This is a genomic window from Geodermatophilus maliterrae (genome assembly GCF_041018925.1).
Classification (GTDB): domain Bacteria; phylum Actinomycetota; class Actinomycetes; order Mycobacteriales; family Geodermatophilaceae; genus Geodermatophilus; species Geodermatophilus maliterrae.
In genome coordinates this window covers 1-7,526 of the sequence record NZ_JBFNXQ010000158.1, presented here as the reverse complement: position 1 = coordinate 7,526, position 7,526 = coordinate 1, and the positions used below count along the sequence as shown (strand labels likewise).

Genomic DNA, 7,526 nt, shown 5'->3' with positions numbered 1-7,526 from the left:
TTTCAGAACCATGGCGGTGGTGGCCTCTCCGGGGTGTGCTGCGCATCGGGTGGGACTGCGGGGCCGGCGTCGGCAGAGACGGTCTCACCGACGCCGCCCGGTCTCATGACTCCTCCTGACACCCCCGAGCGTGCGAGGGTGGGAGGACGGGATCCTCCGTCAGGCGTTCTGTGATTCCGAGGTGTCCGCGGCGGCGACAGCGACGTTGGCCGTGCTGTCGCCGAGGAACTTGCCGGAGGTCTCGACATCATCGAGGCCGACTTCCCCGTGCAGCGGGTGGACGTCGACGCCACTGCGGCCCTTGACCACCACGTCGCGTGCGTTCTGCACGGTGTGCTCCGTCCCTGTGCGTCGTCCTGCGGTGCCAGGAACTGTGCTCCGCGACACAGATGCGCGTCAAGACTTTGTCAGGACATAAGACGGCAGCGCGTCGCCATGTCCGGATGCCCGACGAGGCGAGGCGAGGCGACACGTCGACCGTGTGCTGTCGGCGGTGTCCGGCGACCTGGTGACGCCGACGCCACGGATCGCCGACCAAGGCCCCGAGCCCCGGTGAGCGACCGCTCGCAGGGGCTCGCTCCGACCGTCCTCCCGAGCCCGTCTCGGCCGCCCCGACCTCCGGTCGGACTGAGGGGACCGCTTTCCTTCAACCGCGGGACCAGCGTGTGCGGCATGGTCCGAGGTCGTTCGAGCCCGCGCTCATTTTGGCCGGCCCTGAGGACGGCCACGGTGACTGTTCCAGACAACGGTCGCCTCGCGATGGCGTGTTGGATCGCGGGACTCACGCCGTGACCGGCCCCGTCGCCCCGGTCGAGCCGCGCAGGGTCAACGTGGGGGAGAGGACCAGTTCCCGCTCCCCGATCGATTGGGCCGCCAGTCGTGCGGCACTGCGTTCGATGGCCAGGCGGGTCATCTGGGCGGCGTCCTGACGGACGGTCGTGAGGTCGAGATGGGGAAGACGGGAGAGCGAGCTGTCGTCCCATCCGATGATGGAGACGTCGTGGGGGATGCGAACCCCAGCTCGGGAGAGCGTCTCGAGCAGGCCGGCGGCGACGTCGTCGTTGTAGGCGATCACGGCGCTCGGTAGTGACGGTTCGTCCAGCAGGAGGCGTGCGGCGGCAGAGCCGTCCTCCTGGTTGATGCCCCCGCCGACGACCCGCCCGTGCTGCGGGAGGCCGCGCCGGCGCATGGCGGCGCGGTACGCCCGGCGACGAGAGTTCGAGACCGGGCCGACGCCGCCGTCGACGTGCAGGATGCGACGGTGCCCGAGGTCGGCCAGGTGGTCGACCGCCAGCCGCATCCCCGCGGCATCGGACGTCCGGATCACGTCGACGGCCGAGTTGTCCACGTTCCAGCCGATCACCACGACGGGGAGACGACCGGCGAGGACGGGGGCGCCGACGCCGGGCCCGACCAGGATGACCGCCTCGCACCGGAAGTCGAGGAGGGTCTCGACGGCTCGCCGTTCATCCCGGCTGGGGGTCAGGGCGCTCAGGATCAGCTCGTACCCGGCGCTTTCCGCGGCCGCGTACAGCCCGTCGAGCAACTCCAGGTGGAACCGGCCGGACATGCCGAAGACCACGCCCAGCAACCGGGAGCGGCCGCTCGCCAGGGGCGCGCCCGGGCGTCGGGCCGGTACCGAGGTCGGCTGCCGCCTTCAGCCCCCGCTGACGCGTCCCGTCGCTGGCGCCGGCCACCCCGCACACCACGATCGAGACGAGGGCGCAGGACACGCCGGCGTGGGCGGCCCCGTCCTCCAGGGTCGGCCGTCGTGCCGCTCGTCGACCGTGCGGCGTCTCCGGGAATCGAACATCGTTGTCCTCTCGTCGCGCCGGGCCCGGCTCGGTATGACGGGCCGCGCCGCCACTTGACTGTGACTGTAAACGCTTGCAGACTGCGTTACACCCCGAGAGGAGGCGCCATGTCTATCCGCAAGGTCGCGGCCCGGGCAGGTGTGTCAACGGCGACGGTGTCCAGGGTGTTCACCCAGCCCCAGGCGGTCGCTGACGAGACTCGGCGCCGCGTCATGACGGCGGCCGAGGAGCTCCACTACGCCCCTCATCCGGCAGCGAGTGCGCTCGCGCGGGGGCGGACCTGCAACCTGGGCATCGTCGTCCCAGACGTCTCGAACTCCTTCTCCGCCGTCGTCACCAAGGCGGTCGACCGGCAGGCACGCCGGGAGGGCTACGCCCTCTTCGTCGCCGGCTCCGACGAGGTCGTGCACGACGAGGAGGCGTCGGCACGAGCCCTGGCGCAGCAGGTGGACGGGCTGCTGCTGGTGTCGCCGCGGATGCCGGACGACGCCCTGCTGGCACTCGCCGACATGACACCGATCGTCATGCTCAACCGCCTCCTCGACGGCATCCCGGCCGTGCTCACGAATCTCTACGAGGCGACCGGTCACGCCGTCGAGCACCTGCACGCACTCGGCCACCGCACCGTCGTCTACCTGGCCGGCCCCGATGGCTACGCCAACGACGTCCGGCTGCGCGGATTCCGCGACGCCTGCAGCCGGTTGGGCATGGAGGCGTCGGAACTCGGTCCCTTCGCGGCGCGGTTCCAGGCCGGTGTGCGCGCTGCGGACCTCGTCCTCGCGGCGTCGGTGACGGCTGTCGTCGCCTACAACGACGAGATCGCGGTGGGAGTGGTCAACCGGCTCGCCGACCGCGGGATCGGTGTGCCCGCAGACATCAGCGTCGTCGGCTTCGACGACACCGAGCTGGCCGAGATGGTGTCGCCCCGGTTGACCACCGTGCGCATCCCGGCCGCCATGGCCGGGACCGCTGCCGTCGAGCTGTTGCTGGACCTCGTGCGGAGCCGCGACGCGGGCCTGCGCAGTCCGCGGGAGCTCTCGGCCGAGCTCGTCGTCCGGTCCAGTACCGGGCCGGCCCGCGTGGCCCCGCCCACCGGGCAGGACGCGGCGCCGTGACTGTTGCGAGCCTGCGCTACGAGGCGGCGGCCGAGCGTCGGACCTGGATGCTCTCGACGCTGAGATCGGTGGGCTTCCTGTCTGTCACCGACCTCGCCCGCCAGCTCGGTGTCTCGCAGATGACCATCCGCCGCGACCTGCACGCCCTTGAGAACGACGGTTACGTCCGGTTGGTGCACGGCGGGGCCAGCCTCACGCCCGGCGCTCCGCTGGGTTCCGGCTCTCCCGAGGACGACGACGCTGAGGCGCGAGAGCGGGTGGCCGCGCATGCCGTCGATCTCGTAAGCGACACGGACACGATCGCCATCGATGCCGGGGCGACGGGTCACGCGGTGGCCCGCGCGCTTCCAGAGACCTTCAGCGGGTGTGTCATCAGCCACTCCCTGCCCGTGCTGCAGTGCCTCTCCACCCGCAGGCTCGAGCGGGTGGTCGCTCTGGGAGGCGAACTCCTGGCCGGCCGACACGCGTTCGTCGGCCCCACGACGGAAGCTGCGACCGCCCAGCTGCGGGTCAGGACGTTCTTCCTCACCCCGTGCGGGATCGACGCCCGTGGCCTGTACGCCGCGTCTCCCGCTGAGGCGAGTGTCCAGCGGCAGCTCATGGACATCGCCGACGAAGTGGTCCTGGTGGTGACACGGGAGGCGTTCCGTACCTCGGCGCCCGCACGGATCGCGCCGCTCGGCCGACTGACGAGGCTGGTCACGGACCAGCGGCCACCCTCCGAATTGGCCTGCGCCCTGCGACGGGTGGGAGTGGTCCCGCACGTCGTAGACGGGTGAGCCGTCCGGGGTGCAACTCCTACTCGGATAGGTCCCGATCCTCGTGCCGACCGCTTGCTCCCGTGTTCTGGATCGAACATCCAATGTGCAATGTCGAACACAAGCGCCCGTTGTGACGCTCACCACCCGCGCTTAGCGTCCTCGACACCACCTGGGTGAGGGGCCGGCGTCACGACGTCCGCTCTGTTCGCCCTCGAGGGCCCAGGGCCCAATGAGAGGCCAAATGTCGAAGAAAGGCGCGATGGTGGCGAGTCACGGTCATGGAAGCGGCCATTCCGTGAAGGCAACGGGTGGAGCCGGGCGGTCGAAAGCGAACAACCGGTTCCTCGTCAAGCTGACCGTGATCTCCACGCTCGGAGGTCTTCTGTTCGGCTACGACACCGGCGTCATCTCCGGTGCCCTCCTGTACATGGGCGAGGACCTGAACCTCACGCCGCTCAGCGAGGCGGTCGTGGTCAGCTCCCTGCTCTTCCCCGGGGCGGCTCTGGGCGCGCTCCTCGGCGGCAAATTGGCCGATGCACTGGGCCGGCGCGGGGCGCTCTTCGTCTGCGCCGTCCTCTTCCTTGTCGGAGCCGCGATCACGGCTGTCGCGCCGAACGTCGTGATCATGGTGATCGGCCGGATCCTCCTCGGCTTCGGCGTCGGAGCCGCGGCGGCGGTCGTCCCGCTCTACCTCGCCGAGATGGCGCCCGTGGACGCGCGGGGCCGCATGGTCACGATCAACGAGCTCATGATCGTGACCGGGCAGTTCCTCGCCTTCGCGACCAACGCCATCCTCGACGCGGTCATCCAGGACCCGCACGTCTGGCGGTGGATGCTGGGCGTCGCCACCATCCCCGCGGTCGCCCTGTTCATCGGCCTGTTCTTCCTGCCGGACTCGCCGCGCTGGTACGCGGTCAAGAACCGGCTCGATGACACCCGGCGGGTCCTGAGCCTGAGCCGCCCGCCGGCCGAGGCCGCCGAGGAGTACAACGTCGTCGCCGAGCACGCCCGGCGCGACGTCGGCGAGGACAAAGGTGCAGCGATGCGTGACCTGCGCGCCTACCCGTGGATGCGCCGGATCCTCTGGATCGGCTGCGGCCTTGCCACGGTGCAGCAGGCCACGGGCATCAACACCGTCAACTACTACGCGCCGACGATCCTGGAGTCGACCGGCCTTGGGGCGAGTGCCAGCCTCATCCTCACCGTCACCGTCGGCGTCATTGCGATCATCGGAACGGTCATCGGGATCATCCTGCTCGGCTTCATCAACCGCAGGCCGCTCATCATCACCGGCTTCATCGGAGTAGCGGCCGGGCACGCGGTCCTCGCCTTCTCGTTCCTGCTACCTGAGTCCAATTTCCGCAGCTATCTCATTCTGGCTGCGATGCTGCTGGTCGTCTTCTTCGTGCAGACGTTCATCGGCACGCTGGTGTGGCTGCTGCTCTCGGAGATCTTCCCGATGACCATTCGGGGCTTCGCGATGGGTATCGCGGTGTTCGTGCTGTGGACCGTCAATGCGGCGATCTCCTTCGCCTTCCCGCCGTTGGTGGCGACGCTCGGAGCGACGCTGACCTTCGGTCTGTTCGCGCTCATCAACACCGGGTCGATCTTCTTCGTGGCCAAGTTCGCCCCGGAGACCCGGGGCCGCTCCCTGGAGGAGCTCGAGGACAACTTCCGGACGAACGACGCCGGGGGCTTCGTGCACGAGGCCCCGGCCGGGGTCCGCGGCGGGTGAGCGTTCGGACCGGTACCGCTCGCGCCACCCCGGGGCGGTCCCGGGGTGGCGCGGGCTACCCGAGGTCCCGGGCGCGGGACGACAGCGGGGGTCGGGTCCCCTTCCATCAGCGCGGGACCGAGGGGCGGAGATCACCATGGTGGAGGTCGTAGACGTCCTGGCCTTGGGGCGCTGTGGAGTCGACATTTATCCCCAGCAGGTCGGAGTGGGGCTGGAGGACGTGGAGACGTTCGGCAAGTACCTCGGCGGCAGTGCGGCCAACGTGGCGGTCGCCGCGGCCCGGCTGGGTCATCCAGCGGCTCTGATCAGCGGAGTCGGTGACGATCCGTTCGGCCGGTTCGTGCGGCGGGCCCTCGGCGAGCTGGGCGTTGACGACCGCTACGTCGTCGTCGATCCCGAGCATCCGACACCAGTGACGTTCTGCGAGATCTTCCCACCCGACGACTTCCCGCTGTACTTCTACCGCCGGCCCAAGGCACCAGACCTCCAGGTCCGTCCGGAAGACCTGGACCTGGACGCGGTCGACAAGGCGCGGCTGTTCTGGGCGACGGTCACCGGACTATCGGAGCAGCCGAGCCGGTCGGCGCACCACGCGGCATGGGAGGCCCGCGGCCGGCAGGCGCACACCGTGCTCGACCTCGACTTCCGGCCGATGTTCTGGTCCTCGTGGGAGGAGGCGAGCGCCCAGGTGCGCGCGGCGCTGCCGCACGTGACCGTGGCGGTGGGCAACCGGGAGGAGTGTGCGGTCGCCGTCGGGGAGACCGACCCCGACCGGGCCGCGGACGCGCTGCTGGAGGCCGGCATCGAACTGGCCGTGGTCAAGCAGGGGCCGAAAGGCGTGCTGGCCAAGACCCGGTCGGAGCGGGTGGCGGTGCCCCCGATACCGGTGGAGGTGGTCAACGGGCTCGGCGCGGGGGACGCGTTCGGCGGCTCCCTGTGCCACGGCCTGCTCGCCGGGCTCCCCCTGGAGCAGCTGCTGCGCAACGCCAACGCCGCCGGCGCGATCGTCGCCTCCCGGCTGGAGTGCTCCACCGCGATGCCGACCGCCGCCGAGATCGACGCCTCCGTCGCCGCGTCCCTGGAGGGCACCCGTGTCTGACACCGCCCTGGCCCCCACCGAGGTGCTCGGCGCCCCGCCGATGTGCACCACCTACGCCGAGGTCACCGAGCTGCGCAGCCGCGACCCGCAGGCCATCGGCCGGGCCCTGGCCGCGCGCCGCCGCCGACCGGCCTTCCTCCCGCAGGACGGCCGGCTGATGCTCGTGGCCGCCGACCACCCCGCCCGCGGCGCGCTGTCGGCCCAGGGCCGCCCGACCGCGATGGCCAGCCGCACCGACATGCTCGACCGGCTGCGCACCGCGCTGGCCCGTCCCGGCGTGGACGGCCTGCTCGCCACCGCCGACATCGCCGAGGACCTGCTCCTGCTCGGCGCGCTCGAGGACAAGGTCGTCGTCGCGTCGATGAACCGCGGCGGGCTGGCCGGGGCCTCCTTCGAGCTGGACGACCGGATGACCGGCTACGACGTCGCCGGAGTGATCGCAGCGCGGTTCGAGGCGGCCAAGATGCTCAACCGGATCGACCTCGACGACGCCGGTACCGTCGCCATGCTGGAGACCGCCGGACGCACGATCAGCGAACTGGCCCGGGCCGGGATCGTGATGATGCTCGAGCCGTTCCTGTCCCGGCGGGTCGACGGCCGGGTGGTCAACGACCTCTCCCCGGACGGGGTGATCAAATCGGTGCACATCGCCCAGGGGCTCGGCGCCACCTCGGCCTACACCTGGCTCAAGCTGCCGGTGGTCGCCGAGATGGAACGGGTCATGGACGCCACTACCCTGCCCACCCTGCTGCTCGGCGGGGACCCCTCCCGCCGGCCCGAGGAGACCTACGCCAGCTGGCGCGACGCCCTGGCGCTGCCGGCCGTCCGCGGTCTGGTCATCGGCCGCACCCTGCTCTACCCGCCGGACGACGACGTCGCCGCCGCCGTGGACACCGCGACCGCACTCGTCCACTGACCAGTCTCGCAGTACCCCAGCTCAGGAGACGACATGACCACCGCAGGATGCCCGGTCCCGCGCACGAGTCCTAGGGAGCTTACCGG

General features: G+C 70.7%; 7 protein-coding genes. 5 read left to right on the top strand and 2 right to left on the bottom strand.

What is annotated here, in order from left to right; translation table 11 throughout:
* Positions 1-159: 159 nt before the first annotated feature.
* On the bottom strand, positions 160-330 hold the full coding sequence (locus tag ABQ292_RS25555) for a hypothetical protein (protein ID WP_369210513.1): 171 nt from the start codon (positions 328-330) through the stop codon (positions 160-162).
* Between the two features lie 451 nt (positions 331-781).
* Positions 782-1,570, bottom strand: coding sequence for a LacI family DNA-binding transcriptional regulator (locus ABQ292_RS25550; protein WP_369210512.1), 789 nt, complete (start codon positions 1,568-1,570; stop codon positions 782-784).
* A gap of 351 nt (positions 1,571-1,921) precedes the next feature.
* Here ABQ292_RS25550 and ABQ292_RS25545 point away from each other — a divergent pair, with 351 nt between their 5' ends.
* The 5 genes from ABQ292_RS25545 to ABQ292_RS25525 all read left to right on the top strand — a co-directional run bounded on the left by ABQ292_RS25545 (position 1,922) and on the right by ABQ292_RS25525 (position 7,440).
* Entirely contained in the window at positions 1,922-2,929 is a 1,008-nt protein-coding gene (locus ABQ292_RS25545) for a LacI family DNA-binding transcriptional regulator (protein WP_369210511.1), read from the top strand.
* The gene (locus tag ABQ292_RS25540; RefSeq protein ID WP_369210510.1) at positions 2,926-3,708 is read left to right on the top strand and encodes a DeoR/GlpR family DNA-binding transcription regulator; all 783 of its coding nucleotides are present in this window, start codon (positions 2,926-2,928) and stop codon (positions 3,706-3,708) included. The genes ABQ292_RS25545 and ABQ292_RS25540 overlap by 4 nt, the downstream gene beginning before the upstream one ends.
* A 223-nt stretch (positions 3,709-3,931) precedes the next feature.
* Positions 3,932-5,425, top strand: coding sequence for a sugar porter family MFS transporter (locus ABQ292_RS25535; protein WP_369210509.1), 1,494 nt, complete (start codon positions 3,932-3,934; stop codon positions 5,423-5,425).
* Between the two features lie 136 nt (positions 5,426-5,561).
* Positions 5,562-6,524, top strand: coding sequence for a 5-dehydro-2-deoxygluconokinase (gene iolC, locus ABQ292_RS25530; protein WP_369210508.1), 963 nt, complete (start codon positions 5,562-5,564; stop codon positions 6,522-6,524).
* Positions 6,517-7,440, top strand: coding sequence for a Cgl0159 family (beta/alpha)8-fold protein (locus tag ABQ292_RS25525; RefSeq protein ID WP_369210507.1), 924 nt, complete (start codon positions 6,517-6,519; stop codon positions 7,438-7,440). Before iolC ends, ABQ292_RS25525 begins: the two co-directional genes overlap by 8 nt.
* The last annotated feature ends 86 nt before the right edge of the window (positions 7,441-7,526 follow it).